A 24831-nucleotide genomic window follows, 5' to 3' on the forward strand; every position below is an offset into this window, starting at 1 on the left:
ACGCCATCCCAAACATGATGGCATGCCGATGATTTCACGGACGTGGCGCGCGCGCACGCTGCGGTGCAACAGGACAGGAGACAAACGGTCGGCGATCAGATCTCGCGACCGCTGGACCCGGGCGGCGCGCAGCGCCATTTGAGCACCTTCCACTTGGGATGGGTCTCGCGCCATTCGGCGATGACGGGCATGGCCCCGACGAGGCACTGCACCGGCGCAGGTGGCCTCTCCAAACCGACGGATACCGCTTCCTCGCGGCACGTGCCGGGGCTGGCAATGAGGCAGATCGACAGAATGAGCTCCACTACAAACTCCTCGTGGCGTGAGTTCGCTGCCGCCCCAGCGCCTTCCCTATGGCTGGTCCCGATCTCTTACGCCGCACGCGGCAGTTGGATCACCTTGTCATGCCGCATCGCAGCAACTTTTGTTCCGTCCAAGCTTCCCAACGTCGCCGCCCGAGATACCCTTGACCTGAGCAGACGCCTCGACTTCGCTCGGCATGAAGTATGCCGCATTTTTGGTCGTGCCGCCATTATCCGCAACCTTAGGACCATTATCCATCCGCGACAAGAAACCATGGGGCAAGCGCCAGGGCGGGCGTCATACGGATGAAGAATCCCTTGCAGATAAAGGCGAAGCGGGCCTAGTCTCTCGCCGTAACGTGTCTGGTCGCGCTATCGGGCCAACCGGTTTGGTGTTCCAAACGCTGCAACAAAGATAGCCGGGACATCGGGGGACAATTCCCGTCCCTTGTCATGCAACCCCGTTCTGGGAGGAATAGATGGCCAAGATCAACAAGGTGCTCATCGGCGAGTCGCTGGTGGGTGACGGCAACGAAGTCGCTCATATCGACCTCATCATCGGACCGCGCGGCTCTGCGGCCGAAAGCGCCTTCCTGAATGCGCTGACCAACAACAAGGACGGCTTCACCTCGCTGCTCGCGGTCGTGACCCCGAACCTGCTCGCCAAGCCGAACACCATCCTGTTCAACAAAGTGACGATCAAGGACGCCCGTCAGGCCGTCCAGATGTTCGGCCCGGCCCAGTATGCGGTGGCCAAGGCCGTCGTCGACAGCGTCGCTGAAGGCGTGATCCCGGAAGACGAAGCCGACGACCTGTTCATCTCGGTCGGCGTGTTCATCCACTGGGAAGCGGCGGACGACGCCAAGATCCAGCAGTTCAACTATGAAGCCACCAAGGAAGCGCTCAAGCGCGCCGTGGACGGCTCGCCGACGGTGAAGGAAGTTCTCGCCCAGGCCGCTTCGGCCAAGCACCCCTTCGCTGCTTAGATCGGAAGCAACCCTGGGCAGACAACAGCTCCGCCCGCGGCCCAGTATCCGAAGGGCCTGCTCCAGCGGTTGGCGGCGATATTCCTGAACAAGTGACAGCGGCTGCCGCCGTCACTTGCGCAACGGAGACGGCGGGTTCCGCCCTCTTACGCCGACACAGCACATCTGGCCCGGGGCATCACTGCTCCGGGCCTTTTTCTTTCGCGCCGGGAATCTTCAGGGGTGATATCGCCGATTTCGCGTTGCCAAGCTGCCGCTGAGGGACGCCGGCCTTCGCCGCGAAATCAGCCCGGCGCTGCGGCGCCAAGCGCGGCCCGCACCTCGTCGATGCACGCCGCATTCGCCCGCTCCGCCGGCGTCAGGGCGAGAGGCAGGTCTCGGACGATCCGCACCGGCGTCCCTTCCAGCACGACGATGCGGCTCGCCAGTTCCACCGCCTCGCGACGATCATGGGTGACGAAAAGCACCGTCGCCGGGCGCCCGGCCAAGAGGCGCCGCAGCAGGTCGCGCAGCCGCGCCGCCCCCGCCTCGTCCAGCGACACGAAGGGCTCGTCCATCAGCAGCACGTCCGGCTCGATGGCGAAAGCGCGCGCCAGCGCCACCCGCCGCTGCTGGCCGAGCGACAGGCGCTCGGGATAGGCGTCGGCCAGTTCCCCAAGGCCGACTTCCTCGAGCATTGCCCGCGCCCGCCGCTGTCCCTCCGCCCCCGGCGGCAGCGGCAGCGCCACATTCTGCAGAACGGTGCGCCAGGGCAGGAGGCGGGGATTCTGGAACGCATAGCCGACGCGCGGCGCCGCGGCGCCGAAGCGCACCGTGCCGCGATAGTCGCGATCGAGACCGGCAACGATGTTGAGCAGCGTGGTCTTGCCGATGCCGGATTCGCCGAGCAGTGCGACAAACTCGCCAGCACCGATATCGAGCCGGAAGCCGCGAAATATCTCCCGCCCCGCCTCCCCCGCCGGCGCCCGGTAGCGCTTTTCCGCGATCTCGATGGCGATCGCGTTCATCGCCGCCACCGATTGGCGCGCCGCTCCCAGGGTTGCAGCAGGCCGATCTCGATCACCTGTACCACCGCGGTAAACGCCAGCGCATAGGCAAGGATGCCCGCGACATCGAACAATTGGAACGCCGTCTGCAGTTCGAAACCAACGCCATTGGACCGACCGAGCAGTTCCACCACCAGCACGATCTTCCAGGTCAGCGCCAGACCCGAGCGGGCGCTGGCGGCAAAGAAGGGCACGAGCTGCGGCAGGGTGACGTGGCACAGCGCGCGCAGGCGTGGCAGGCGGTAGACCTGCGCCATCTCATCGAGATCGCGCGACAGCGCCGCTGCGCCCTCGCGCATCGTCACCGCGACATTAGGGATCTTGTTGATCGCCACCGCCGTGATCGCGGCAACCTCCGTGAGGCCGAACCAGACATAGCAGAGGATGATGACCACCAGCGCCGGCAGGTTCAGCAGCACCACGACCCATGGCCCCACAAGCTCGTTGAGCGCGACCGAACGCCCGAGCGCGATGCCGATCGCCGATCCCAGCGCCATCGCGATCAGGAAGCTCGCCGCCACCCGCGCCAGGGTAATGGCGATGCTTTCGGGCAGCACGCCGGTTCGCGTGGCCCGGATCATCGCCTCGAACACCTCCGACGGTCCGGGAAGCAGGCGCGACGCGACCCATAGGGCAGCGATCTGCCAGAGCAGGAGCAGCGCCAGCAGCGAAGTGGCCGTCAGCAGCAGTCGTTTTTGCGTCGACACGGCCTCACTCGCCGACAGGGCCGAACAGCGTCCGGTCGAAGCCCGGGGTGGGTCCGACCAGTTCCGGCCCGCCGATCTGCGCCAGCACCTCGTAGAGCTTCGCGCAGGAAGCGCGTTCCGCCTCACCGAAGCTGCCGGGAATGCCGGCGCGGTAATAGTCGCGCAGCCGTACAAACTCGGCATCGTCGGACGCCTGCATCAGCGGACGGATCCGCTCCCACGCCGCATCCTTTGTCGCCAACACACGGTTGGCGGCTGCGGCCGCGCGCAGGAAGGCGGCAATCGCCGCGCCCTTCTCGGCCATCACAGCGTTGCGCCAGACGAAGCCGACCAGGGGCGGCACCGGTGCGATACCGAGCCCGGTAATCATCTCGCGAACGTCGATCAGCCGGGCGAAGCCGCGCGCGTCGAGGCGGGCGGCGTAGGGCCAGAAGGTGAGCACGGCATCAACGCGCCCGAGGGCCAGTTGCTCGCTCACCAGCGGCGGCGCGCCATAGACGGGCTCGGCTGCGCGGGCAAGGTCGATGCCGCTCTTTGCCATCCCATAGGCCCGCATCAGCAGCCAGCTTTTGTCGAGGGCGCCGCCGGCGACGCCAATCCGGCGGCCGCGCAGATCGTCGATCGTCTTCACCGGCCCGTTCGCCGCCACCATCACCGCGCCGAGCGCGCTGGAGAAAGGAGCGAAGCGCATCGACTCACCTTCGCTGGTGCGGCGCAGGGCCCAGAGCCAGTCGCTGACGATGAGGTCGACATCGCCGGCCTGCAGCGCCACCGTGGTCGCCTGGCCGCTGGCGAAGTCGACGCCCTCCAGCGCCAGCCCCTCGCGGCGGTCGAACCCCTCAGCGCGGATCGTCTCGACCAGCCAGTTGAGTGTGCCGAATTTAAGCGCGCCAACGCGAAGACCGAGCGGCGATGCGTCCTGCGCGCGGGCAATGAGCGGCGCGGCAAGGAGGCCAGCGGCTGCCGCGAGCACGGCACGGCGGGACAGCGCGGCGAGGCTGCCGGCGAAGATCATGGTGCGGCTTTCCCGGTGAGCGGAGGATCGAGCAGGCGGTTGCGTATCAGATAGGAGACGCCGCGCTGCCAGGATTCATCCGTGTTGTTGCGGATATCGGCGCTGCCGGCCCGCAGCACCTGCCCGGTGGCGACATCGCGCAGCTGGAAATTGATGTTGAGAATGAGGTTCGAGACCTTCTGCACCAGCCCGATCACCTCAATCTCCGCACCGAGCGCGCGAGCGATCTTGAGCTCGCAGCTGTTGCAGTTGCGGAACGGCGTCGCTTCCTCGATCTGCGCGGCCTGCGGGGCGAGATCGACCAGCTCAAAGCCGGCCTCCTTCAAGCGCTTGCGCATTTCGCCGGTGATCAGGTCCAGCCGGCGAATCTCGTCCGGCTTGGGTCCACGAGGATCGAACTCGCCGCTGGTGTCGAGAAGCTCGAACTCGAATACCACCACCCGCGTCGCCGCGTGGGCGGCAGCACAGAACCCAGGGACCGCCGCCATCGCGACCAGAACGGTGATCGCGAGGAAAAGACTGCGGCTGATGGCGGTTCGAACTGACATGGCGTTTTCACCTTCCCGACATGATTTCTTCCCGGGCGGATCGATCATATCGCCAAGAAGCCATCCCGCAACTTACAGGGAAAAGTTCCCGATTGAAATAACTTCGCTTTTCTTGCGCCAACAGAAGCGTTACATTCTCTTATTAGTTTCTTATACTCGCAATTTTATTGAATGCTTGATTTTGTTTGCGTAGAGTTTTCCCCAAGGCTCACGAGAAAAGTTCCGAGGACAATGTCCCGGACGAAGCAAGCCGCGGGATGGAAAGGCCGATGACCAGGATGGCAAGCGCCGTCGGCGCGACGCTTTTTGCAATGATGTGCGTGTCTGTACCCGCCGGGGCACAGGACGGCGCGTCCCCCACCTCTCCGGTGGCGCCGCTGGCGGCCAAGCCGGCAAAGACCATCGGACCAGAACAGACCTTCCTCATCGGCGTGGTTCGTCAGATTCCCGAGCCCCCGCCGTGGATCGCGCCACTGCAGATGCCGCCCGACGATCTCGGTATCGCCGGCGCCGAGCTTGGCATTCGCGACAACCTCACCAGTGGCCGCTTCCTCAAGCTCGACTACAAGCTGTCGAGCGAAATCGTCCCGACCGATGGCGACCCGCTCCTGGCGGTGGAGAAGCTCGTGGAGGCCGGCAACCGCTTCATCCTGCTGGACGTGCCGCCGGATGCGCTCGTGAAGATTGCCGACACCTACAAGGACCGCGACATCCTCTTCATAAATGTCGGCGCGACGGATGACCGGCTGCGGCAGCAGGACTGCCGGGCCAATGTGTTCCACATAGCCCCGAGCCGCTCCATGCTGACGGACGCGCTCGCCCAGTTCCTCGTCACCAAGCGCTGGCAGAACTGGTTCCTGATGGTCGGGCGCACCGACAATGACAAGCTCTATGCCGAGGCGGTGCGGCGCTCGGCCAAGAAGTTCGGGGGCAAGATCGTCGCCGAGAAGACCTGGGACTATGGGCCGGATGCGCGCGCCACCGCCCAATCCGAAGTGCCGCGCGGCACCCAGGTCGGCGAGTACGACATGCTGATCGTCGCCGATGAACTCGGCGAGTTCGGCGATATCCTGCCCTATAACACCTGGCTCTCGCGGCCGGTCGCCGGGACGCAGGGGCTGATGGCGCTCTCCTGGCACCCGACGATGGAGAACTGGGGCGCCTCGCAGCTGCAGAGCCGCTTCTTCAAGCAATCCAAGCGGCTGATGCAGCCTCTGGATTTCCAGATGTGGCAGGGCGCGTTTGCCGTCGGCTCGGCTAGCCTCAAGACGCGCAACAGCGACCCGGCCAAGGTGAAAGCGCAGATGCTATCGCCCGATTACGACCTGCCGGTGTTCAAGGGCGTCGCCGCCACTTTCCGCGACTGGGACCAGCAGTTGCGCCAGCCCATCCTGCTGACCCATGCCACCAACACGGTCACGCTCTCACCGCAGGCCGGCTTTCTGCACCAGAGCTCGCCGCTCGACACGCTTGGCTTCGATCGTCCCGAGTCTCGCTGCAAGCTCAAATAAAATCAGACAATTGCCTGGAGGAAACGATGAAACGACCGATTCTGCTGTCCACCAGCTTGGCGACCCTCGCGGCGCTGCTGCTGGCCGATGCGCTGCCGGCCGAAGCGAGCCCGCGCGCTTTCGTGACCAACGAGCGTGACCACACGATGAGCGTCGTCGACATGGAGACGCTGAAGGTCATCGACACCATCAAGACCGGCCGGCGTCCGCGCGGCATCATCGCCAGCCCGGACGGCAAGCTGATCTATGTCTGCGCCTCCGACGACAACCGCGTCGAGGTCTATGATGCGGCCACGCTGAAGCTGGTGAAGACGCTGCGCTCGGGCCCGGACCCGGAACTGTTCGTGCTGCATCCCTCGGGGAACCCGCTCTACATCGCCAACGAAGACGACAACATGGTCACGGTGGTCAATGTCGAGAACAATGAGCTGATCGCCGAGATCCCGGTCGGGGTCGAGCCGGAAGGCATGGGTATCAGCCCCGACGGCAAATACATGGTCAATACCTCCGAGACGACCAACATGGCGCATGTGGTCGACACCTCGAACAACGAGATTATCGAGAACATCCTCGTCGATTCCCGTCCGCGCATCGCCGAATTCACCAAGGACGGCAAGCAGCTCTGGGTGTCGGCGGAGGTCGGCGGCACGGTGGCGGTGATCGACCCGGCGACCTGGAAGATCATCAAGAAGATCTCGTTCAAGATTCCCGGTGTGGCCGACGATGCCATCCAGCCGGTCGGCGTGCGCATCACCAAGGATGGGTCGAAGGCCTTCGTCGCCCTCGGCCCAGCCAACCGCGTCGCCGTCGTCAACGCCAAGACGCTTGAAGTCGAAAACTACCTTCTCGTCGGTCAGCGCGTCTGGCAGCTCGGCTTCACGCCGGATGAAAAGTTCCTGCTGTCGACCAACGGCAACTCCAATGACATTTCGGTCATCGACGTCGACAGCCAGAAAGTCACCAAATCCCTCACCGTCGGTCGCGCGCCCTGGGGCGTGGTCGTGGTGCCGTGACCGCAAGAAAGAAATCAATCAGCCCATTCGGAGGAACACCCATGAAGACCCGCCTGATCCTTGCCGCCACCGCCGCGACCCTCGCGCTCTCGGGACTCGCTTATGCCAAGGGCGACCTCACGCTGAAGCCCGTCGAGCTGGAGGAACTGACCGTCGGCACCGGCAATTCCGGCTTCGGCGTCTCGCAGACCAAGTATGAGCTGGAGACCGGCAAGTCCTACAGTCTGATGATCAAATCTACCGGCAAGAAGGAATGCGCCTGGCAGTCGCCCGGCCTGTTCCAGAGCATCTTCCTGCGCAAGGTCGAAGCCGGCGGAATGGAGATCAAGGCCATACACCTCACCGAGCTTGAGTTCGAGGAAGAGGGCGAGGCCGAGATGTTCTTCGTGCCGATCCGGCCGGGCACCTTTGCGTGGTACTGCAAGGGCATGGAAGAGCGCGGCATGAAGGGCGAATTCATCGTCAAATGAGTGCCCGTCCTCGCTGACTTCTTCTCCTCGTGAACACTGTCCCCGGCTAGCCCCGGGGACTTTTCTTCTCTCGGCATGGGAGACGCTATGACGGCCCGGTCTCGCGACATCCCTCCGCTGCAGGCGCTCGATGCCGGCGTGGCGGCCCTTGATGTGCGCGGCGTGAGCCACGTCTTCGGCGCTCGCAAGGCGCTGGACGATGTCAGCCTCGACGTTCCCGCCGGCAGCTTCACCGCGCTTCTCGGCCCGAACGGCGCCGGCAAGACCACGCTGTTCTCGCTGATCACCCGCCTTTACGACAATCGCAGCGGTGTCATCCATGTGCTGGGCTTCGACGTGCGCCGCCAGCCCGCCGCGGCGCTGAGTCGCCTGGGCGTGGTGTTCCAGGCCCGCACGCTGGACCTTGAACTCTCCGTGCTCGACAATCTGCTCTACCATGCGACGCTGCACGGCGTCGGCTTTCACGCCGGGCGCCAGCGGGCCTTGGCGCTGCTAGAACAGGACGGGCTCGCCGACCGCGCCCGCGACAAGGTGCGCAACCTCTCAGGCGGCCAGATGCGCCGGGTGGAGATCGTGCGCGCGCTCATGCATCGTCCCCGCCTCCTGCTGCTCGACGAGCCCACGGTCGGGCTCGACATCGCCTCCCGCGCGGCGCTGGTGGCGCAGGTCCGCGCGCTGGTGGCCAATGAGGGCATCGGCGTGCTGTGGGCGACCCATATCATCGAGGAAATCGCTCCGGGCGACCGGGTGGTGGTGCTGCATCGTGGACGGGTCCGCGCCAATGGCACCTATGAAGGCATGCTGGCGCAGACCGGCGGCGAGGACCTCTCGGCGGCCTTCCTGCGCCTTGTCGACGACACCGGGGAATCAGCGGCATGAGCGCACCCTCCCCCCCGCCCCCCGCTCGCTTCCGCTTGCCGCTCGCGGGCTATCTCATCGTCCTCGTCGGCATCTGCTGGCGCGAGGGGTTGCGGTTTCTCAACCAGCGCGGCCGCTTCCTGTCGGCGCTGGTGCGCCCGCTGGTGTGGCTATTCATCTTCGCCGCCGGCTTCCGTTCCGTGCTCGGCGTCTCGATCATTCCGCCTTACGAGACCTATGTGCTCTACGAGGTCTATGTGACGCCTGGGCTGGTGGCGATGATCCAGCTCTTCAACGGGCTGCAGTCCTCGCTCTCCATGGTCCATGACCGCGAGGTCGGGGCGATGCGGATCTTGCTGGTGAGCCCCTATCCACGCTGGTACCTGCTGGTGTGCAAGCTCATCGCCGGCATCTGCGTCTCGCTGCTGCAGGTCTACGCCTTTCTCGCCGTCGCCTGGTTCTGGGAGGTGGAGCTGCCGCCGATCGGCTATTTCACCGTCATACCGGCACTTTTGCTGACGGGGCTGATGCTCGGCGCGATGGGGCTGCTGATGTCCTCGCTGTTTCGGCAGATGGAGAACTTCGCCAGCGTGATGAACTTTGTGATCTTCCCGATGTTCTTCGCCTCCTCTGCGCTTTATCCGCTCTGGCGCGTGCAGGAGAGCAGCCTGGCGCTGTGGTGGATCTGCACCCTCAATCCGTTCACCTATGCCGTGGAACTGATCCGCTTCGCCCTCTATGGCCAATTCGCGCCCCTGCCGGCGCTGGTCGTCGCCGGTTGCGCAATGGTGTTCCTCGCGGCCTCGATACTAGCCTATGATCCTTCCGCCGGCGTGATGGCCCGCCGTGGTGGGCCAGAGAATGCGAAGTAAGCCCGCAGCGCCTGCCAAGCCGCAACGGAAGCCGCAGAGCTTCCGGACAAAATCTCGAGGAAAACCCATGCCCACATCCCGCTCTTCCCTGCACTCCCTTTGCCTCGCCATTCCCATGCTCCTGCTCACCGGCGTCGCGCCCAGCTTTGCAGCGGCGCCTGCGGGCGGACTCTGGCCCTGCATTCAGCGCAAAGTGCCGGAACTGGCGGCCGGACAGATGTGGTCCGGCCCGCCGATCGACAATCTCAAATGGCAGGATGACCTGCAGGTCGCCGAACTGGTGCCGGTGCTCGCGGCCCAGCGCACACCCATCGATGAGGCGACAAAGCAGATCGACGCCTTCGCCAGCACGCTCGGGGCCAACAGCAAGGAGCGGCTCACCCTGCTGTTTGCCGGCCTGTTCGAGCAGATCAATGCGCGCCGCAGCCGGATCATGAACGGCATTGAACGCTACGCGCAGCACCAGATCGAGCTCTCCAAGCGGATCAAGGAAGAGAGTCTGGCGGTCGCCAAGGCCAAGAAGGCCGCCGGGCCCGAATTGGACAATGCCAAGGCGCTGGAGCTGGAGAAGCAGCTGCTCTGGGATACCCGGATCTACGACGCACGCCAGCAATCCATGTCAGCCGTGTGCGAGAGCCCGGTGCTGCTGGAACAGCGCATTTTCACTCTCTCGCGCGCGATCCAGGAAAAGTTGCCGTAACCAGCAGCCAGCCCCCGGCCGTACAGCTGGGGGGCTGGCCGGGCCGGAATAGGCTCACGGCCAAATCGCGAGGAGGCCGCCGCACGGACGGCGGTGGCTCAGGGGGTGGGCTGGCCCTGCTCCAGCGGCAGGCCGCTCCTGGCCCAGCCGTCACTGCCGGCCGGGTACCAGGCGATATTGGAATAGCCATATTCCTCGATCGCCCGCTTGGCGGCGTTCCAGCTCATCCAGCAATCGGTCTGGCAGTAGATGACCAGCGCAGCGGTGCGGTTGCTCCCGGCCAGCGCCTCCAAATGGGAGCGAAAATAGGCGTTGGTCTCGGCGGTAAGGGCACCATAGCCGACATTGGGCAGCCAGACGCTGCCCGGCAAATGGTCGCGCCGTTTGTCACGCCAGAGCGTACCGGGGGGAAGATTGGCAGGCTTCACGTCGCGCGGCATCACGTCGACGAAGATCGCCGCCTTCGCCCGCCAGAGCCGCTCAGCCTCGGCGGTGTCGATCACCCGGGCGCCCTTCAGCGTTGCTGGAGTCGGCGCCCGGTAGTCGTCCATGCGGTAGCCCGCCGGCTCGGGCACCGGCGGCTCGCCCCGGCCGGCGGTCGGCGCAAAGGCGAAGAGGACGGCGGCCAGCCCGGCCATGCCCAGCCAGGCCAGACGGGCGAGCGATGAATCGGGCCGATCGTTTTTCACCGCCGCCTCCTTCGGGCTCAGGGTGCGGCGTCGATCGGGCGGTTCTGACCGTCGAGCAGCGGAACGCCATAGTCGAGCAGGATGCGGTTGATCGCCCCCTGCTCTTCCTTGATGAAAGCATTGAGCTGATGCTTCCAGTTCAATTCGCCCGGGCGAATGCCGAAGGTAATCCGGTAGACCAGCGCCGGATCGCCCTTTTCCTTGACCAGCGGCACGACCGAGAGCGGTACGTCCGACTTTTTGGCGTAGTAGCCGCCAATAGGACCCCACAATATACCGGCGTCGATCTCACCGGCATCAATGTCGGCAATCATCGCTTCGGCGGGGCTTTCGAATCGGCGGTCCACCATCAGCGCATAGGGGCGCGCCATGGGCATGAGCCCATTGCGGCTGAGCAGGTCGCCGGGCGGCGTGCCGGCGATGACGCCGATCCGTCGACCCTTCAGGCGCGGGTCTTCCAGCGTGTCGATACCGGCGAGATCACTGTCCTTCTTGGCGATCAGCACCCAGGCCGAGCGGTAATAGGCATTGGTGTTCAGCACCGGGTCGCCGCCCGCCACATAACCCATCACCACGTCGCAGCGCTTGGCTCCCAGCGTCATGCGGTAGAAGCCGGTCGCTTGGGGAAACCACGTATAGTCCAGCGCAAGGCCGAGCTTCGCCGCCATGAGTTCGGCGATCTTGTTCTCGAACCCCTGCCCCTCCTCATTGGTGAAGGGCATGTTGGCGGGATCGGCGCAGACGCGCAGCGTCGAACGGTCGACCAGATCCGCCACCTGGGCCGGCGCCTGGATAGGAAAGGCGGCAAGGGTGGCGAGCGTCACGAACGCCGCGACGCCCCGCCCCTTCATGCGCGCCGAGCGAAGGATGTTTCCCGGCTGCGCCATGTTCGCCATGGCGTCAGCTCGGCCGTCCGAAGCACTGGTTCTCATTTGCGGTGTAGGCCTTGGTCTTGTCCTCGCGCTTGCTGGGACGCTCGCGGCCGAGGGCACCGTCGGCGCGGGCCTTCAGATAGATGTAGATATCGTCGAGATAGCACATAACGTTCTTGTTCTCGCCGAAGGCCGGCATCACCTGGTCGGCCGTTCCAACGCCGATATTCTGCTTACCGTTGACGACAATCTCCATGAACTGGGGATACGTCATCGTCTTCAGCGAATTGGCGAGCGCCGGGGCATAGCTGGAGCCCATGCCGTCGGGACCGTGGCAGACATGGCACTCGGCGTGGTAGCGGCGGTAGCCGGAATAGGTGTACCAGTCCAGCGTACCATCGGCCTGGATGTTGTAGATCGGGTCGCCATCCGCCGTCGTGTACTTGCCGAGCTCATCCTTCTCCTTCTCGACAGGCGCCGGCGTTGCCGTCGGGGTCGCCGCCGGGGCCGGCTGCTGGGCATGGACCGGGGCGGAGAAGGACAGGGCAGCGGCGAGGATCAGCGCCGACGCGCCTGCGGACGCCGGCAGCATGCCGGAAACAAACCATCCGCGAACGGAATTCTTCATGAAGCAGTCTCCTCAAGGCGCCGCAGGGGGCCGTTTCCGGCATGTCGGCGGGCGCCCAGGGGCGCCGCTCGGCGGCTTTGGAATTTTTCTAAGAATCTCATAAAGTTCCGGGCCCCGAGACGTCGGGGCCCGGCGCACCGGATGAACCGGCGGCCAGGCCCCTTTTTTGTCTCGGAAAGGGCGGGCGTTCCTTGGAAGCCCGCCGTCCCTTGGATCAGTTCGGCAGCGCGAACACTGTGAGCTGGCCGCCGAGATTGGTGTAGTTGGACAGGGCGGCATAACCACCCACTGCACCAAGACCGGCATTCGGGTCGGTCAGGCCAGCCGCAAGGCCGATACCCGCCCAGCCACCGACACCCGACAGGATGGCAATGTACTGCTTGCCCTTGTGCTCATAGGTGGTGACGTTGCCGATGATGCCCGACGGGGTCTTGAACTTATAGAGTTCCTTGCCCGTCTTGGCGTCCACCGCCTTCAGATAGCCTTCCAGCGTGCCGTAGAACACGATGTCGCCGGCGGTGGCGAGAGCACCCGACCACACCGAGAAGGGCTCGGGGAGCGACCAGACGATCTTACCCTTGTTGTTGTCCCAGGCGATGAAGTTACCCATGCCGCCATGGCTGCCCGGTGCGGGATACATCGACAGGGTGGCACCAACATAGGGCTGGCCCGCCGTGTAGCTGACGCGGAACGGCTCGTAGTCCATGCAGACGTGGTTGGTGGGCACGTAGAACAGGTTCGTCTTGGGCGAGAAGGCCGCCGGCTGCTGGTCCTTGGTACCGAGCGCCGCCGGGCAGATGCCCTTGGTGTTCACGTCCTCGCCCTGCTGGGCGGTCGAGTACTTGGATACGACCAGCGGACGACCATAGGTCGGGCTGCTCTTGTCCATGTCGACCTTGGTGGCCCAGTTCACCACCGGATCGAACTTCTCGGCAACGAGCAGTTCGCCGCTCACGCGATCCAGCGTATAGCCGAAGCCGTTGCGGTCGAAGTGGGTGAGCAGCTTGCGCGGCTTGCCGTCGAACTGCTGATCCGTGAGGATCATCTCGTTGACGCCGTCGAAGTCCCACTCGTCATGCGGGGTCATCTGGTAGACCCACTTGGCCATGCCGGTGTCGGCGTCACGCGCCCAGATGGTCATCGACCACTTGTTGTCGCCGGGACGCTGGGCCGGGTTCCAAGTCGAGGGGTTGCCCGAGCCGTAATAGACGAGGTTGGTTTCGGGGTCATAAGAATACCAGCCCCAGGTGCAACCGCCGCCAATCTTCCACTGATCGCCTTCCCAGCTCTTCAGCGAGGAATCCTTGCCGATCGGCTTGCCGAGAGCGGTGGTCTTCTCGGGGTCAACGATCATCTCGCTGTCGGGACCCATCGAATAGCCGCGCCAGATCTGCTTGCCGGTCTTGGTGTCATAAGCGGTGACGTGGCAGCGCACGCCGAACTCACCACCTGAAATGCCGACGATGACCTTGTCCTTCACCGGCAGAACGGTGGCGGTGTTGGTTTCGCCCTTCTTCGGATCGCCATTGACGACCGACCACTTCTTCTCGCCGGTCTTGGCGTCGAGCGCGACCAGGGTGGTATCGGCCTGGTGCAGGTAGACCATGCCATTGGAATAGGCGAGACCGCGATTGACCGTATCGCAGCACATCACCGGAATGACGTTCGGGTCCTGCTTGGGCTCGTATTTCCAGATGATCCGCCCGTCATCATTCAGGTCGAGGGCGTAGACGATATTGGGGAAGGGAGTGTGGACGTACATGACGTCGCCGATGATGAGCGGACCGCCCTCATGGCCACGAAGGACGCCCGTCGAGAAGGTCCAGGCCACCTGGATCTTGCCGACATTGCCGGCATTGATCTGGTCGAGCTTGGAGTAGCGGGTATTGGCGTAGTCGCCCGTCTGGATGCCCCATTGCTTGGGGTCCTTGATGATGCTTACCAGTCCATCATTGGCCGATACTGGCCAAGCATAGACCGCCGCAGCACCCAGCAGTGCTGTCGCAAGAAACTTGCGCATGCTTATTCTCCTCGTGAACGATCCTCCGGGACCGACCGAATGCACGGACGACCCGCCGCGGCTTGTTTGCCGTCTGACCTTTTTGTCTTCGACAGCGTGTCACGACCGGCTGGAGGGAGAAACAGCCGGATCTCACGGGGGCGTCCCGCCCCAAGCTGGCCTACGAACCGGACCCGGGAACTTCTTCCCGATTGCCGTTGAAGCCGAAGACGAGATTACGCTAATCCGAATCCCTCGGACTGGCAATAAGAACTCTTATGAGAAAGACCTCTTATTATGATTTTGCTGCAAGAGCGAACAAATATACAATATACCAGCAGCAATCGCTGAATTCCGGGCAGTTTTACCACTACAGCGATGCTGCAATGCAGCAAGTTACTCCCATTCCAGCTCGTGATAGGCGGCAATGGCATTCCGGGAGTTGAACTCGTCGAAAAGCGCCCAGTCGGCGCGCTCGGACACAACTGCGTGTGCCGGCGCCTCGCTAATCGGACGCCCCTCCTCCAGCAGCCGGCGCATGTCCCGCCGCAGCGCTGCCAGATAACGCCGCTCGGCGTCGCTCGCCTGCGGCCAGCCGACGCTGGCGGGACCGTGCCCCGGCACGGCGCGCTGGACAGCACTACCCGCCAGCCGATCGAGCAGGTCCAGCCACCCGACCAGACTGCCGTCAAGGGTGGGAATGTGGCCGACGAAGAGCAGGTCGCCCATCACCCAGGTGCCGCTCGCCACATCGAAGACCGTAAGGTCGTTGTCGGTGTGCGCCGTCGGGTGAGCACGCAGTTCCAGCGGCCGCCCCCCGAGATCCAGCGTCAGGCGATCCTCGACCAGCAGGTCAGGCAGCACGATTCGCGTCCCCTCCCCCTCGGTACCGAGCAGGCGCTCGACCTGAGCGAGATAGGTCTCGGCCCTGAGCGAAAGCGCGCGCGGCATCTTGTGGTGGGCGACAAAGCGCACGCCTTCGGCTTCAAAGGCAGCGTTGCCCAGAGTGTGATCGGGATGCATGTGGGTATTGATGACATAGCGCAAGGGCTTGTCGGTCACCCCACGCACCGCCGCCTGCATCAGGGCTCCGGCGCGATAGCTATTGCCGGTATCGATGACGGCGGCGCCCTCTTCGCCGACAATCAACGTCATATTGGCGATCGCCCCGTCATTGGACGGGGCGATCAGCTCATAAGGCGCGCGGAAGACGTGCACCCCGTCGGCGACAGCCTCCAGCGGCAAGGCGGCGACACCGCGCTCCTGGGCGCGAACAAAATCCGCCCGCCCGACCCCGGCCGCCAGCGCGACGCCGAGAGCGAGCATGCCACGTCGATCCAGTCGCGGCAGGACCGGCATCGGAGCACCTTGTGTCAGCAGCCTCCCCAGGGAGGCGGGATGGCTATTTCTTGGTGCCGTCGAGGTTGAACTGGCCGAGATACGCCTCGAGGTTGGCGCGGTCGCTTTCCTTCGGCAGGCCGGCGAACACCATCTTGACGCCGGGCATGTAAGCCTTCGGGTTCTCGAGGTAGGCGCTGAGGACTTCCGCCGTCCACACGTCGCCCTTGGCGTTGTGCTCCTTCAACGTGTCGGAATAGTTGAAGCCTTCCACGGCGCCCATCTTGCGGCCGATGATGCCGTTCAGCTCGGGCCCGACCTTGTTCTTGGCGCCCTCGCCGATGGCATGGCAGGCCATGCACTTCTTGAAGACGTTGGCACCCTTGACGGGATCGGCGTCCGCGCTCTGGGCCAGAGCGGCACCGGTACCGAGCACGAGCAGTGCGGCTGTTGTGAGGAAGCGGTTCATGGGGTCCTTCCAGGCGATGATCATTGAACGGCGCCCTTATGCGAGGCGCTTGCGGTGAGGCGCAGATGTTAGCGCGACCTTTAGAATGATCCTAGGGGGTGAAAGGTCCAGCCCCGCCGGCCATGAAACGCCCGGCACATTTCGTCGCGGCAGTAGCAAGCCCCCCTCCGCGCGACGCCTCAGCGGGTGAGGTCGGCCGGGTAGAGTGATTTCCAGAATGCGCAATGATGCGCGGCGGAGGCATCGAAAAGGCCGACCCTGCCCGGCTCCAGATTCATCACCCGGTCATCGGTGAGGAACGGCTCCCAGGCCGGGGCCCCTGACACCGATGGCACGCCGGAGCGCGCGAAACTGGCCCAATAGGCGATCATCAGATCAGCCAGCTTTTGAGAGGCCAGTTTGAGATCGGGCCCGGCGCGATTCATCGTGTTGTCGAAATGGGGAAAGAGATAAGGCAGCTCGGACGAATGCACCGCGCCCATCTCAAACCCCGGATCGGTCGGCGTGACCGGGGGCGCCTCCGAATCGGCGAAGACAAACTCATAGACCGGCACGAACGCACCCATCAGCTTGCCTGCTTCAAGATAGGCGCAATTGTTGATGCCAACGTCCCTGCGGAAATCCGACCACACCGTGCCAAGCGTCGCTGGCGGCGAGGAGGAGTAGGTTGCGGGATATTTGCCGAGCACCGCTCCCGCCTTCTCTTGATAAACCTAGCTTATCTTCTCGGAATAGTTTGCCGCCGTGACCGCCTCCCCGGCCAGCACGGCATAGCCGACATAGAGCCGCTGCTCGTCGCGCGTGCCGCCATTCATCACCGGCACCTTGACGAATTTGCCGGCCGGAAACGCCTCGGCGCCCGGCAGCGGCACGGTCTTGGCGCCGATGAGCGGCGTGAAGGTCAGGATATTGGCGCCGGCGATATCGGCGGCCGCCTTGAGCAGATCGTCGACCGGCTTGGCGCGCAGGCAGGCGAGCGCGCTCGCCGGATCGGCGCAGCCGACCTTGGCGGCGATCGCCACGCCAATCTTCTCCCCCTCGGCGACGCTCGGCAGCACACTGGCGCAGCCGGCGCTGAGCACGATGGCCCGCTCGAACAGGCCCGTCGTCTGGTCCGGTGCCAACAGGTGCATGCACACGGAACCAGCCCCCGCCGATTCACCCGCCACCGTCACATTGCCAGGATCGCCGCCAAAGGCTGCAATGTTGCGTTTCACCCAGGCCAGCGCGGCGCGCTGGTCCATCAGGCCATAGCCACCATTGTAGTCGGCATCGAAGGCGGGATGGGCCGTGAAACCGAAGGCGCCGAGCCGATAGTTTAGCGACACCACCACCAGATCGCCCTCCTTGGCCAGGGCATCGAGAGGATAGAGGCCGCTGGAGCCACCGACGAAGGCGCCGCCATGGATCCACACTAGAACCGGCCGCGGGGCGGCGGCTGTTTCTCCGGCACGATGCGGAGCGGCCACATTGACGAACAGGCAGTCCTCGTCGCTGCTGGATTCGGGAATGCCGTAGCGTTCCAGCTGTGGGCAGGCGCTGCCATAGCCGGTCGCATCGCGCACACCGCTCCATGGCTCGGCCGGTTCGGCAACAGCGAAGCGGCGCTCTCCCGTCGGTGGCTTGGCATAGGGAATGCCCTTGAAGGCACGCACGCCGTCGGCGACGATGCCGCGCACCGCGCCTTCCTGCGTCATCACAACGGCAGGGTCCGCGACCGGTGGCATTTGAGATTGAGCCTGCGCCGGAGCGCCCAGAATGCATGCGGCGAGCAGCACGAGCACGCCCAGCCTTGCCGGTGAAATACCGTTCATCACATCCCCCTGTCAGATCGCATGCGCCAGCGGCACCTCTCCGCTTCACCAGCAACATACTACCCTAAGGTATCATTATAAAATCTATAGTTGTAAATCCTTTGCCGCTTCCGGCTCCCCCAGCCACGCGACATGCACCATCTGCCAAGCTGCCCAGCGTTCAAACTCGGCGAGAAAATCTGCGTCGAGGGCGGCTAAGTGGCCGCCCGGCGCGATCCTGAACCAGCCTCGCGCCTCCGCTTCCGCGAACAGACTGCCGATATGGGCGGCCGACACCTGAAAGCGGTGGGCCAATTCCCGCCGACGCAGCGGCCGCGGAGTCGCGGCACCCTCGATCGTTTGCCCGTAATGGTTGCCGATCACTGCTGTCAGCAGCGGATAGCCGCAATCGCGCTGGGCGAAGAACAGCACGCTGGGGAATGGATGCAGCAGCGTTCCATTGGCGAGCACATAGGCTGCCGAGCGCGCGATCAACTCGCCCAGCGCGTCGGCGTCAGTCAGGCGAGCGGCGCGGGGCGGTCGCGACGGGTCGGACGGTGGGTCGAGCCGGTCGAACGCCTCGACGAACAGCCGCAGGGACCGGCCAATCTCGGCGATGACCACCGGCGAGGGCCGCAGCAGCGTGGCGCGCCGATCGGCGGGATCGGCCTCCACCTCGACCAGCCGTCCGGCCCGAAGCGCAGCAACGAAGCCGGCGGTCTGCCGGGGACTGGCCCCCGCCACTTTCTGCAGGGCAGAGAGCGTCGGCGACGCCCCTCCCCGCTCGCGCCACTGGTAGTAATTGTGGATCAGCATGAAGCAGACGAGATAGCGTCCCAGCTGGTCGAACAGCTTGTAATACGGCCAGCGCACCGCCGGGTTGGCGGTCATGCCGCAGCAGTAACCGGCAATAGCGCGGCGCAGGCCGGGATGACGCAGAAGGCGATCGGCGTGCTCGTCGAAACCGTCGGGCAGGCATGCCGCCGCCCGGCCGGTCGGTCCGCGTGATCCCTGCTCCACCGCGCGTCTCGACACCTGGCTTACCTGCAAAGTTTGGGCTGGCCAGCCCGCTCTACGTAGAAATACTTGGAACAAAGTCGAACGCGGAGGTACCACAGCAGGGGGGCACCTCTGTTGGCGGCTGCGCGCCGGATTCTTCACCCACGACACGCCCCCGGGAGAAACACCCATGTGCAACGATCACACCTTCGCCCTGTCGCGTCGCAAGGCGCTCACCACCGGCCTCGGCCTCGCCTCGGCCGCTTTTCTCGGTGGCCTGGCGCTACCTGTCGGCGCTTGGGCGCAAGAGGCAGCACCCAACGCCATCAGCCCCGACGAGGCGCTGAAGCGGCTGATGGACGGCAACGCACGCTATGCATCCAACGCCAGCACCAACAAGGATTTTTCTGCCGGACGAGCCGCGCGCGCCAAGGCCCAGTACCCCTTTGCCGGTCTGGTGAGCTGCGCCGATTCGCGGGTCGCGCCAGAACTGGCTTTCGATCGCGGGCCGGGCGAACTATTCGTCGTCCGCGTGGCCGGCAACTTCGTCAATGTCGACGGCCTCGCCAGCCTTGAATATGGCGTGAAGTTTCTCGGCGTGCCCCTCATCATGGTGCTTGGCCACACCAATTGCGGCGCGGTCGGCGCCGCGATCAAGGTGGTGAAGGAAAATATCAGCCTGCCGGGCCATCTCGACGAGCTGATCGACAGCATCAAGCCAGCGGTCGAGATCGCGCTGAAGGACAATCCGCAAGACCCGCTGCACGCCGCGATCATAGAGAATGTCCGCTACAACGTCCGGGAACTGTCGGAGGCGACACCGATCATTACCGAGTTCGTGGCCAATGGTAAGCTGAAGGTCGTCGGCGGCCTTTACGACCTCGCCACCGGCAAGGTCACCCTGGTTTCCTGACCCGGGCGGCCCGGCGCGACCGGGCCGCTCTCGCACGGCCCGCCGGGGCGTCACCTGAAGGACGGCGCGCCCGTCAGATCGACGGGCCGAGATCGACCGTGCGTTCATGCGTGACCACCGGCGGCGCGGCGAAGGTGGCTCCGACCAGGCCGCGCCACAGCTGGAAGTCCTCGGAATTGCGGAAATCCACCATGTGGTTGTCCAACGTCTCCCACCGCACGACGAGCCGATAGACGCCGGGCGTCTCGATCACCTGGTGCAGGGCGACGCCATGGCAGCCCTTGGCGCGCTGAAACAGCGGCACCGCCTTGGCGACGCCCCCCTCGAAAGCCGCCTCCTCGCCGGCCTTGATCCGCAGTTCGGCAATTTCGATGATCATGCGCGCTCCTCAAGCCTGATGACACGGTGCGCCGGAGCGCTCCCCTGCGGCGATCACAAGCACGAACATGTCGGCGCAACAAGCCGGGCGGATCGTGCTCGTCCCCACGACGGCCGGCGGCGCCCCGCATGCGCAGGCCGTGCTTTGCGATGGCTCCCGGCAGCGACGGAGGCCGCGATGTATTCACTCACCGCCGCGCCCGAAAGAACATTGGGCTCGATTGGGTTTCCAAATTTAAAAGTAAAGGCTCTTGAATAATGACCATTTGCGGCGCATATTGATTTGGTCGATAGACGGTGAATGCGCCCAGTTTTCATACATGAATTCATGTGTGTCGCGCGGCTTTTTATCCCTGAAAATGCAATTTCGACGACCCGCATCTTTGCGGGAACGCTATGTCTATAATTACGAAAGGGTTTTCCATGACCGTGGGAACCGTTAAGTGGTTCAACGCCCAGAAGGGCTTTGGATTTATTGCCCCCGATGACGGCGGCAGCGATGCGTTCGTCCACATCAGCGCCGTGGAACGTGCTGGCATGAGCGATCTGCGCGAAGGTCAGAAGGTGGGCTTCGAGCTCGTCACCGACCAGCGCAGCGGCAAGATGACCGCCGACAAGCTCGAAGCGCTCTCCTGAGGGCTTGACGTTGGCGGCCCCGCCCGGGGCCTTGCCGACATCGCCCTTTTCCTACCGCGTCGACCACGGATGTACTGGCGGCCGGAACGGGAAGGCAGAAACGACAAGGCGCACCGCGCCTGTCAGCCCCGCTCCTCCTTGAGGTTGCGGGGCTTTTCGTTCGTCACAGTGCCCTTCAACCGAACCGACAGGAAAACGTCATGGCCAAGGAACAACGCAGCAATCGCGAAGCCAAGAAGCCGAAGAAGGTGAAGGCTCCCGAGACGGCGGCGCCCAGCCTCTCCAAGGGGCTATCCACGCCGATCACCTTGCCGAAGAAGAAGAAGGGCTGAAGCGTCGCGCCTGCGGATCGCTAAATCTGCGGCGCGCCGTCGACCTCGTAGGTCCACACCCGGAACGACTTCAGCAGATGCGGCCCGAAGGAGTTGATGAGCGGAATGTCCGCCGCATCGCGCCCGCGTGCGACGACGATCCGGCCGATCCGCCGCACATTGTTGCGCGGATCGAACGTGTGCCACGCGCCATCCAGGAACACCTCGATCCAGGCGCTGAAATCCATCGGATCGACAACCGGCACTCCGATATCGCCGAGATGGCCGTTCACATAGCGAGCGGGAATGTTGAGGCAGCGGCAGAACGCCACCGCTAGATGTGCGAAGTCGCGGCACACGCCGACCCGCTCCCTGTAGGCATCGAACGCCGATCGGGTCGAGCGCGCCTGCTGGTAGTCGAATCGTATATGGCCATTGACGAAATCGCAGATGGCCTGCACCCGGTTCCAGCCCGGCGGCAGCGCGCCGAAGAGATCCCAGGCTGTCTGGCTGAGCAGGTCCGTTTCGCAGTAGCGGCTGCCCAGGAGATAGACGAGGCATTCGTCCGGCAAATCCGGCACCGGCACTTCGCGCGCCTCGGAATGCACAGGGTCGAGCTCGCCGTCATCCTCGATCGTCGCATCGCCCCAGATCATCAGATCGCCAGCCGGTGCCACCAGGCGGCGGCAGCGATTGCCGAACAGGTCGCGATACGTCGAGGACGGCACGTCCGGCGTGGTGAAGAAGGTTTCAGGCGCCCGGATGTCCCGCCCGCGTTCCTCATGCACCGAGAGAAGGCACACCAGCGCGGTTGGCTGCGGGCAGGTGAGCGTCATCTCGTAGCCGTAGCGGATCAGCATGGAGTATTCCCGGAATCAGAGTTCGGAGCAGAGTACACGCCATTCGCGAAACGCCCCATCGTAGCGAACACCCCAACCCCTGACAGGGGGTAAGCAGCAAAAAGCCCGATGCGACGGCTTCCGCCGATCGGTTCGGGCGTTCAGCGGATATCGGCGGCGGTCAGGGTCAGCGGCCCGCGGCGCCCCCCCGAATAGGCCTTGCTGGCGGCGGCGTAGATGGAGCTGCGCAACGTATCGAAGGCAGACAGGCAGGTGGTTTCCAGCCCATCCGACGGGCGCAGCTCCGCCGCCGACTTGCCCAGGGCGGCGATTTCGACAAGGAACTGCACCTCGAACATGCCGTCATAGCCGGTGAACCGAACGGCGCTGCGCGCGCGGTCGAAACTGCGGCTCGGATTGGGGAAGATCAGCGTCACGATACGGCTCCCTCGGCATGCCCGAAGGCCATCCGGACGGCATGCCGTCCGCAGTCCGCGCCGGCCTTTCCGTCCCGTTCAATGCTCATGCCCGTTTCAGTCACGGCGGCGGCTCCTCGTCCGGACACTGGAAACTGTCGAAGGCACCTGAAAGGAGCACCCGGCCGGTCATGTCGACGATGGACAAGGCGTCGGGCCGCTGTGGCATGTCGAGTGCGCCGGCCAGAGCCCGCGCCATCTCGACAGCGCCGTCCAGGTCGTGCACCTCGACGGCTTCGCGGCCGACGACCGCATGCGCGCTGTCCTGAGCCCGCGTGCGGTAGAATTCGATCACGACCTTCATCGCGGCGCGTCTCCGCCAGCCAACGGACGTGCCGACCTCAGCGGCTGAAGGTCCGGTCCACAAGCGCCGAGCCTTCGCCCGGCTCGGCCGCGCGCATCGGCTCCAGGCTGTCCTCCGGCGCCACGCGCTCATACTGCTCGCGCTCATTGCGGATGCGGTATTGCAGCGCATTACCGCTCGGCGGCAGCATCGCGGTGATGCGGTAGATGTCGCCCACGCGCGAGGTAAAAACGCCATACCCGCCCCTCAGCCGCACAACCTGCCCGACCGCAAAGAGATGGATCGTCGGATCGCGGTGGACGGCGGGCTCGCGGCGGGACGCGGAATTTGCGGGGGTCATGATGACATGTCGTCCTTTGTGAAGGCGGAAGGGCGACCGTAAAGTCGCCACGGCCGGTCTGGTGACGCGGCGATAGGGCACGCGGAAAGAGGCGCACGGCGCGCCGGCTTTGCCCAAAGTGGAACTGTCCGATGACCGTCAGTAAATCGGCGATCGCGGGAGGACAAATGCCGCCATGAGGCCGGAAAACACGGGCGCCGCATCGGCCCCACCTGTCTGCCCGTCGAAAATTCAAAATCCTGAACCACCGATATGCAGCACTGCCGCGTCAGCTCAATCAGGAACAATTTCTATTGTACGTTTGAATTGCGATTCAAACAAGGAAAAAACAAAGTATTACAGCCGCGGGGCCGCCCCGCATCTGGATTTTCTCGTTCCGCGCACGGCGGGGCACCCGATAAGCGCGCCAATGATGGCTCGCGCCGCTTCCACGAATGCTTATCGCCGCGCGCATTTGTTCCTCCATCTCGTGCGCTCATCAAGAAGGGCGCTAGCGCATCAACCCGGCCGCACGCAGGGCCTGCTCAATGATACCTCTGACACCGTCCGATCCCTTGACGGCCCGCCGCGACGAGGCGCCCGGCGCGTCGGTCTCGGTCCGTTCGTCCTGGCGGGAAGAGCGGATGGCGGGTACCGGAGGAGCCGCCGGACGGCTCTTCTTGGGCGAGGGCGACGGTTTGGCCGCAGCCCGCTCCGCAGCGTCGATGCCCCAGAAGCGGGCGATCTCGCGCGTCGACGAAATGCCGACATCCAGCATATAGGGGCCCGGGACACCGAGATCCTCGCCAAGCGGCGTGCCATGGCCCATGGCGGCGACCGTGTTCAGTTCGATCACCGCTTCGCCGGCGCCATTGCGCCAGATGCGCCGTGCGCGGCCGCCAGACACTTCCTCCTGCGTCGGTGCCTCGCCGAGATGATGCACGCTGCGCCATTGCGCGGCGATGTCGTCGGCATTGGAGGGCGCGACGGTGTGATCGGCCGCACCTTGCCAGATGGCCACGCGCGGCCACGGCCCGGCATGGGCCGATGCCTCCCGCAGCAGCGCCCAGAGTTCCTCGTCCGACGCTGTGCCCTGCCCGCGCATACAGTCGAACGCCTCCGGCACGGTGGTGGCGGTGCCATAGGCCAGCCCGGCGATGATGGCCCCACCGGCGAAAATCTCCGGGTAGGTCGCCAGCATCACATTGGCCATGGCCCCGCCGGCGGACAGTCCGGTGACGAAGACACGGTCGCGATCGAGCCCGTGGGTCTCGACCATGGCCGCAATCATCTGGCGGATCGACAGTGCCTCACCAGAATCGCGCCGCGCGTCGCGTGGGCGGAACCAGTTGAAGCACATGTTGGGATTGTTGCCGTGGTTCTGCTCGGGATAGAGCAGCGCGAAGCCAGCCTGATCGGCCAACTCCGACCAGCCCGCGCGATGATCATATTCGCCCGCGCTCTGCTTGCAGCCATGCAGCACGACCACAAGCGGCGCGCCTTCCGGCAGATCCGCAGGCCGGTGGTAGAGGCCCCTCAGAGAACCGGGATTCGATCCGAAGTCGCCAAGCGGCAGCAGTCGGCCGGGCGCATGGCCTGCCGAGAAGGGAGTGCCCTGTCCCGCGCCGAGCGAGGCGAGAAGGGCCATGGTATCCGACATTGTCCGCAAGGGAGGTCTCCTGGCTGCGGCGCCCAGTAGCTGGACGGTATGGGGCTTAACGCCTTGACATCCACATCGTTGCTGCACCGCACAAAAACAAGAGCCATCGCGCGGGCGTGACAGCTCCAGGGACGCCGCAGAACCGCAACCGCGCCAGGGAGAGTTCCGGGCGGAGCGCGG

The 24831-nt window shown here is 64.7% G+C and carries 30 protein-coding genes; 10 read left to right on the plus strand and 20 right to left on the minus strand.

The features are described from left to right. Positions 1-95 precede the first annotated feature (95 nt). Complete coding sequence (locus tag J2S76_RS10985) at positions 96-305, minus strand: hypothetical protein (RefSeq protein ID WP_307060392.1); 210 nt, start codon at positions 303-305, stop codon at positions 96-98. A gap of 476 nt (positions 306-781) precedes the next feature. On the opposite strand from J2S76_RS10985, the gene fae reads away from it, so the two are divergent. Next, the gene (gene fae / locus J2S76_RS10990) at positions 782-1288 is read left to right on the plus strand and encodes a formaldehyde-activating enzyme (protein WP_307060394.1); all 507 of its coding nucleotides are present in this window, start codon (positions 782-784) and stop codon (positions 1286-1288) included. A gap of 284 nt (positions 1289-1572) precedes the next feature. On the opposite strand, the gene J2S76_RS10995 is transcribed toward fae, so the two are convergent. Genes J2S76_RS10995 through J2S76_RS11010 form a run of 4 tightly spaced genes read right to left on the minus strand, consistent with a single transcriptional unit; the run spans position 1573 to position 4604 of the window. Further along, a complete protein-coding gene (locus tag J2S76_RS10995) occupies positions 1573-2295 on the minus strand; it encodes an ABC transporter ATP-binding protein (RefSeq protein WP_307060396.1) in 723 nt (240 codons plus the stop codon). Next, positions 2292-3041: an ABC transporter permease gene (locus tag J2S76_RS11000; protein ID WP_307060399.1), complete on the minus strand. Its 750-nt coding sequence runs from the start codon at positions 3039-3041 to the stop codon at positions 2292-2294. Before J2S76_RS11000 ends, J2S76_RS10995 begins: the two co-directional genes overlap by 4 nt. A gap of 4 nt (positions 3042-3045) precedes the next feature. Beyond that, positions 3046-4056: an ABC transporter substrate-binding protein gene (locus tag J2S76_RS11005; protein WP_307060402.1), complete on the minus strand. Its 1011-nt coding sequence runs from the start codon at positions 4054-4056 to the stop codon at positions 3046-3048. Continuing rightward, positions 4053-4604: a DUF3280 domain-containing protein gene (locus tag J2S76_RS11010; protein WP_370874737.1), complete on the minus strand. Its 552-nt coding sequence runs from the start codon at positions 4602-4604 to the stop codon at positions 4053-4055. The genes J2S76_RS11005 and J2S76_RS11010 overlap by 4 nt, the downstream gene beginning before the upstream one ends. 269 nt (positions 4605-4873) lie before the next feature. Between J2S76_RS11010 and J2S76_RS11015 the strand changes: the two genes are divergently transcribed. The 6 genes from J2S76_RS11015 (at position 4874) to J2S76_RS11040 (ending at position 10028) form a co-directional block, all read left to right on the plus strand. Continuing rightward, complete coding sequence (locus tag J2S76_RS11015) at positions 4874-6115, plus strand: lanthanide ABC transporter ABC transporter substrate-binding protein PedA1 (RefSeq protein ID WP_307060407.1); 1242 nt, start codon at positions 4874-4876, stop codon at positions 6113-6115. Positions 6116-6141: 26 nt separating this feature from the next. After that, entirely contained in the window at positions 6142-7128 is a 987-nt protein-coding gene (locus tag J2S76_RS11020) for a PQQ-dependent catabolism-associated beta-propeller protein (RefSeq protein ID WP_307060409.1), read from the plus strand. A 41-nt stretch (positions 7129-7169) separates the two neighbouring features. Continuing rightward, positions 7170-7598: a cupredoxin domain-containing protein gene (locus J2S76_RS11025; protein WP_307060411.1), complete on the plus strand. Its 429-nt coding sequence runs from the start codon at positions 7170-7172 to the stop codon at positions 7596-7598. 87 nt (positions 7599-7685) lie between these two features. Continuing rightward, positions 7686-8477, plus strand: a complete 792-nt coding sequence (locus J2S76_RS11030; protein WP_307060413.1) for a lanthanide ABC transporter ATP-binding protein PedB/LutE — start codon at positions 7686-7688, stop codon at positions 8475-8477. After that, complete coding sequence (locus J2S76_RS11035) at positions 8474-9328, plus strand: lanthanide ABC transporter permease protein PedC (RefSeq protein ID WP_307060414.1); 855 nt, start codon at positions 8474-8476, stop codon at positions 9326-9328. The genes J2S76_RS11030 and J2S76_RS11035 overlap by 4 nt, the downstream gene beginning before the upstream one ends. Positions 9329-9395: 67 nt before the next feature. Continuing rightward, complete coding sequence (locus tag J2S76_RS11040) at positions 9396-10028, plus strand: hypothetical protein (protein WP_307060416.1); 633 nt, start codon at positions 9396-9398, stop codon at positions 10026-10028. A 98-nt stretch (positions 10029-10126) separates the two neighbouring features. On the opposite strand, the gene J2S76_RS11045 is transcribed toward J2S76_RS11040, so the two are convergent. The 9 genes from J2S76_RS11045 to J2S76_RS11085 form a co-directional block, all read right to left on the minus strand. Then, entirely contained in the window at positions 10127-10717 is a 591-nt protein-coding gene (locus tag J2S76_RS11045) for a PQQ-dependent catabolism-associated CXXCW motif protein (RefSeq protein ID WP_307060418.1), read from the minus strand. Between the two features lie 17 nt (positions 10718-10734). Further along, positions 10735-11613 (minus strand): substrate-binding domain-containing protein, encoded by an 879-nt coding sequence (locus J2S76_RS11050; RefSeq protein WP_307060419.1) that lies wholly within the window; start codon positions 11611-11613, stop codon positions 10735-10737. Positions 11614-11617: 4 nt separating this feature from the next. Further along, positions 11618-12217 (minus strand): c-type cytochrome, methanol metabolism-related, encoded by a 600-nt coding sequence (locus tag J2S76_RS11055; protein WP_307060421.1) that lies wholly within the window; start codon positions 12215-12217, stop codon positions 11618-11620. A 214-nt stretch (positions 12218-12431) separates the two neighbouring features. Next, positions 12432-14237 (minus strand): lanthanide-dependent methanol dehydrogenase XoxF5, encoded by a 1806-nt coding sequence (gene xoxF5 / locus J2S76_RS11060; protein WP_307060423.1) that lies wholly within the window; start codon positions 14235-14237, stop codon positions 12432-12434. Between the two features lie 375 nt (positions 14238-14612). Beyond that, a complete protein-coding gene (locus J2S76_RS11065) occupies positions 14613-15542 on the minus strand; it encodes a quinoprotein relay system zinc metallohydrolase 2 (protein ID WP_307060425.1) in 930 nt (309 codons plus the stop codon). A gap of 76 nt (positions 15543-15618) precedes the next feature. Beyond that, positions 15619-16023, minus strand: coding sequence for a c-type cytochrome (locus J2S76_RS11070; protein ID WP_307060426.1), 405 nt, complete (start codon positions 16021-16023; stop codon positions 15619-15621). A gap of 179 nt (positions 16024-16202) precedes the next feature. Further along, positions 16203-16712, minus strand: coding sequence for a carboxylesterase family protein (locus J2S76_RS11075; RefSeq protein ID WP_307060428.1), 510 nt, complete (start codon positions 16710-16712; stop codon positions 16203-16205). Between the two features lie 24 nt (positions 16713-16736). Beyond that, complete coding sequence (locus J2S76_RS11080) at positions 16737-17837, minus strand: carboxylesterase/lipase family protein (RefSeq protein ID WP_307060430.1); 1101 nt, start codon at positions 17835-17837, stop codon at positions 16737-16739. Between the two features lie 84 nt (positions 17838-17921). Next, positions 17922-18851 (minus strand): hypothetical protein, encoded by a 930-nt coding sequence (locus J2S76_RS11085; protein ID WP_307060432.1) that lies wholly within the window; start codon positions 18849-18851, stop codon positions 17922-17924. Positions 18852-19005: 154 nt separating this feature from the next. Between J2S76_RS11085 and J2S76_RS11090 the strand changes: the two genes are divergently transcribed. Next, positions 19006-19728, plus strand: coding sequence for a carbonic anhydrase (locus J2S76_RS11090; RefSeq protein ID WP_307060434.1), 723 nt, complete (start codon positions 19006-19008; stop codon positions 19726-19728). 73 nt (positions 19729-19801) lie between these two features. Here J2S76_RS11090 and J2S76_RS11095 read toward each other — a convergent pair whose 3' ends face one another. Next, positions 19802-20107 carry an antibiotic biosynthesis monooxygenase family protein gene (locus J2S76_RS11095; protein WP_307060437.1) on the minus strand — a complete coding sequence of 102 codons (306 nt, stop codon included), beginning with the start codon at positions 20105-20107 and terminating at the stop codon, positions 19802-19804. 422 nt (positions 20108-20529) lie between these two features. Between J2S76_RS11095 and J2S76_RS11100 the strand changes: the two genes are divergently transcribed. Both J2S76_RS11100 and J2S76_RS11105 read left to right on the plus strand, forming a co-directional pair. After that, complete coding sequence (locus J2S76_RS11100) at positions 20530-20742, plus strand: cold-shock protein (protein ID WP_018390260.1); 213 nt, start codon at positions 20530-20532, stop codon at positions 20740-20742. A gap of 200 nt (positions 20743-20942) precedes the next feature. After that, positions 20943-21074 (plus strand): hypothetical protein, encoded by a 132-nt coding sequence (locus tag J2S76_RS11105; RefSeq protein WP_018390259.1) that lies wholly within the window; start codon positions 20943-20945, stop codon positions 21072-21074. A 20-nt stretch (positions 21075-21094) separates the two neighbouring features. On the opposite strand, the gene J2S76_RS11110 is transcribed toward J2S76_RS11105, so the two are convergent. The 5 genes from J2S76_RS11110 to J2S76_RS11130 form a co-directional block, all read right to left on the minus strand. Continuing rightward, positions 21095-21913, minus strand: coding sequence for a transglutaminase-like domain-containing protein (locus J2S76_RS11110; RefSeq protein ID WP_307060441.1), 819 nt, complete (start codon positions 21911-21913; stop codon positions 21095-21097). 140 nt (positions 21914-22053) lie between these two features. After that, complete coding sequence (locus tag J2S76_RS11115; protein ID WP_307060443.1) at positions 22054-22329, minus strand: DUF1488 family protein; 276 nt, start codon at positions 22327-22329, stop codon at positions 22054-22056. A gap of 100 nt (positions 22330-22429) precedes the next feature. Further along, positions 22430-22672 (minus strand): hypothetical protein, encoded by a 243-nt coding sequence (locus J2S76_RS11120; RefSeq protein ID WP_307060445.1) that lies wholly within the window; start codon positions 22670-22672, stop codon positions 22430-22432. Between the two features lie 37 nt (positions 22673-22709). Further along, entirely contained in the window at positions 22710-23012 is a 303-nt protein-coding gene (locus tag J2S76_RS11125) for a hypothetical protein (protein WP_307060447.1), read from the minus strand. 490 nt (positions 23013-23502) lie between these two features. Further along, on the minus strand, positions 23503-24660 hold the full coding sequence (locus tag J2S76_RS11130; protein ID WP_307060449.1) for an extracellular catalytic domain type 1 short-chain-length polyhydroxyalkanoate depolymerase: 1158 nt from the start codon (positions 24658-24660) through the stop codon (positions 23503-23505). Positions 24661-24831: the final 171 nt, after the last annotated feature.

Source organism: Ancylobacter vacuolatus, from assembly GCF_030813595.1.
Classification (GTDB): Bacteria; Pseudomonadota; Alphaproteobacteria; order Rhizobiales; family Xanthobacteraceae; genus Ancylobacter; species Ancylobacter vacuolatus.

Bases quoted from the DNA above. Each gene is read 5' to 3' on its own strand.
- fae (WP_307060394.1), top strand. From the start codon at position 782: ATGGCCAAGATCAACAAGGTGCTCATCGGCGAGTCGCTGGTGGGTGAC.
- J2S76_RS10995 (WP_307060396.1), bottom strand. From the start codon at position 2,295: ATGAACGCGATCGCCATCGAGATCGCGGAAAAGCGCTACCGGGCGCCG.
- J2S76_RS11005 (WP_307060402.1), bottom strand. From the start codon at position 4,056: ATGATCTTCGCCGGCAGCCTCGCCGCGCTGTCCCGCCGTGCCGTGCTC.
- J2S76_RS11010 (WP_370874737.1), bottom strand. From the start codon at position 4,604: ATGTCAGTTCGAACCGCCATCAGCCGCAGTCTTTTCCTCGCGATCACC.
- J2S76_RS11015 (WP_307060407.1), top strand. From the start codon at position 4,874: ATGACCAGGATGGCAAGCGCCGTCGGCGCGACGCTTTTTGCAATGATG.
- J2S76_RS11020 (WP_307060409.1), top strand. From the start codon at position 6,142: ATGAAACGACCGATTCTGCTGTCCACCAGCTTGGCGACCCTCGCGGCG.
- J2S76_RS11025 (WP_307060411.1), top strand. From the start codon at position 7,170: ATGAAGACCCGCCTGATCCTTGCCGCCACCGCCGCGACCCTCGCGCTC.
- J2S76_RS11030 (WP_307060413.1), top strand. From the start codon at position 7,686: ATGACGGCCCGGTCTCGCGACATCCCTCCGCTGCAGGCGCTCGATGCC.
- J2S76_RS11035 (WP_307060414.1), top strand. From the start codon at position 8,474: ATGAGCGCACCCTCCCCCCCGCCCCCCGCTCGCTTCCGCTTGCCGCTC.
- J2S76_RS11040 (WP_307060416.1), top strand. From the start codon at position 9,396: ATGCCCACATCCCGCTCTTCCCTGCACTCCCTTTGCCTCGCCATTCCC.
- J2S76_RS11050 (WP_307060419.1), bottom strand. From the start codon at position 11,613: ATGGCGAACATGGCGCAGCCGGGAAACATCCTTCGCTCGGCGCGCATG.
- J2S76_RS11055 (WP_307060421.1), bottom strand. From the start codon at position 12,217: ATGAAGAATTCCGTTCGCGGATGGTTTGTTTCCGGCATGCTGCCGGCG.
- xoxF5 (WP_307060423.1), bottom strand. From the start codon at position 14,237: ATGCGCAAGTTTCTTGCGACAGCACTGCTGGGTGCTGCGGCGGTCTAT.
- J2S76_RS11065 (WP_307060425.1), bottom strand. From the start codon at position 15,542: ATGCTCGCTCTCGGCGTCGCGCTGGCGGCCGGGGTCGGGCGGGCGGAT.
- J2S76_RS11070 (WP_307060426.1), bottom strand. From the start codon at position 16,023: ATGAACCGCTTCCTCACAACAGCCGCACTGCTCGTGCTCGGTACCGGT.
- J2S76_RS11080 (WP_307060430.1), bottom strand. From the start codon at position 17,837: ATGAACGGTATTTCACCGGCAAGGCTGGGCGTGCTCGTGCTGCTCGCC.
- J2S76_RS11090 (WP_307060434.1), top strand. From the start codon at position 19,006: ATGTGCAACGATCACACCTTCGCCCTGTCGCGTCGCAAGGCGCTCACC.
- J2S76_RS11095 (WP_307060437.1), bottom strand. From the start codon at position 20,107: ATGATCATCGAAATTGCCGAACTGCGGATCAAGGCCGGCGAGGAGGCG.
- J2S76_RS11100 (WP_018390260.1), top strand. From the start codon at position 20,530: ATGACCGTGGGAACCGTTAAGTGGTTCAACGCCCAGAAGGGCTTTGGA.
- J2S76_RS11105 (WP_018390259.1), top strand. From the start codon at position 20,943: ATGGCCAAGGAACAACGCAGCAATCGCGAAGCCAAGAAGCCGAAGAAG.
- J2S76_RS11110 (WP_307060441.1), bottom strand. From the start codon at position 21,913: ATGCTGATCCGCTACGGCTACGAGATGACGCTCACCTGCCCGCAGCCA.
- J2S76_RS11120 (WP_307060445.1), bottom strand. From the start codon at position 22,672: ATGAAGGTCGTGATCGAATTCTACCGCACGCGGGCTCAGGACAGCGCG.
- J2S76_RS11125 (WP_307060447.1), bottom strand. From the start codon at position 23,012: ATGACCCCCGCAAATTCCGCGTCCCGCCGCGAGCCCGCCGTCCACCGC.